The sequence below is a fragment of the Rhodopirellula sp. UBA1907 genome (assembly GCF_002337565.1).
In the GTDB taxonomy this organism is placed as follows: domain Bacteria; phylum Planctomycetota; class Planctomycetia; order Pirellulales; family Pirellulaceae; genus Rhodopirellula; species Rhodopirellula europaea.
The window spans coordinates 8,720-10,121 of record NZ_DDGH01000083.1 but is presented as its reverse complement, the minus strand read 5'-3'; the positions used below and the strand labels follow the sequence as shown (position 1 = coordinate 10,121).

Genomic DNA, 1,402 nt, shown 5'->3' with positions numbered 1-1,402 from the left:
TCAATTTTGGTGGCTTGATCGCCCAAAGGTTGCCCACTGGCGCCTCGGCCCGCCATTTGGCTCGGCGAGTCGGACTTTGCGACGCTGTCGGATTGACACTGACCGCGGCACTCGCTTTTGCACTGCGAGAGTCGGTTGAGCTGGCAAGACATGCAGTTGCCAATCTTCTTGCGTTGTCCTTGCTGTTTGCATTCCGACGCCAGTTTCGAAAGGCACTTCTTACATTGACTCATGTTTTTTGAGTCCAAGCCCTCGGCCAACTCGCTAATTGAATTGCTAAGTTGTCCCTGCTGTGCGGGTTTGAGTTTTGACAACATCTTTTTCAGGTTGTCTGCGACGGCGCGGCGTTGCTTGTCGCCCATTTGAGAAGGATCCACCGCTCCAAGCTGTTCACTTGCTTCGTCGTATTGTTCGGCTTCAAGTGCCTTGGCGGCTTGGTTCATCGCGTCCGATGGTTTCATGGCCGCGGCGAGCGCCTTCAACATCGTGTCAGTCATTTCCAATTTCAGCGACTCGCGGGCTTCTGCCAGCGATTGCTCCATTTCGGAAAGTGTCGCTAGCAAGTCCGCTTCATCCAATGCATCGGATTCCATCTCATCCAGTTTCTCACTGAGTTCTTCGATGAGAGCTTCGAGTTCAGGATCCTCTTGTTCCTCCGCCATCTCTTCCAAATCCTCGAGCATCGTTTCGCGAAGGTCAAAGGATTGCTGCTGAGCCAATGGCAAGATTGGTTTGGCTTCCAAAGTTGGAACATTGCGATTGCCGATGATCAACAACAACGTCGTTGCGATCACCAAGCCTGCGATCCATCGTGCGTGTCGCGGTGCGGTGATTGGGACGCACTCAACTGGATTGACTCGATGCAGTTGTTGGTCCGCCTCCGCCAACTGCAACTCTCGCACGGGATCCGAATGAAGATTCCGTTCGCGGTCGAACTGCAGTGAAGTGATCGAACGATCTTTCAGTCCGTAGTGCTCGTCGATTAGTCTTGCGGCCGATTGCTCATTGAATCGTCCCAGCATTCCGGTCACCCAACCAACCACGCCGCCGGCAACAACGATCGATAGTGGCCATGCCCAGTGCATGCTGGGGAAGAATGCGGTGCGAGCGATCGCGACCCAGAGAGCAAGAATCGCTCCGATCAACAGACCGGTGGAGACGCCGCGGATCATCGAAGCAAGCCACAGACGTCGTTGAACGGGACGGAGAATTTCGTGCAGCATCGTTGGTCTCACTAGCAGAAGCGGCTGAAAGTGGAATGACTCGGGGGCGAAGCAGATCGATGCCATCGGCAGTCATTCCGCTCGCCCGTCGCTATTGACCAGTCTAGAGGGTGGGGATGCCAGCCACCAAGATAGAAAGCGGTATCAATCATAAGAAAATCTGGGCGGATCCCGACTGG

At 54.6% G+C, this 1,402-nt stretch carries 1 protein-coding gene; it reads right to left on the bottom strand.

Going from position 1 to position 1,402, the window contains the following annotated elements; genetic code table 11:
- Positions 1-1,223: hypothetical protein (locus tag B2R17_RS17505; RefSeq protein ID WP_286764998.1), on the bottom strand; the 1,223-nt coding region annotated here is incomplete at its 3' end.
- Positions 1,224-1,402 lie beyond the last annotated feature (179 nt).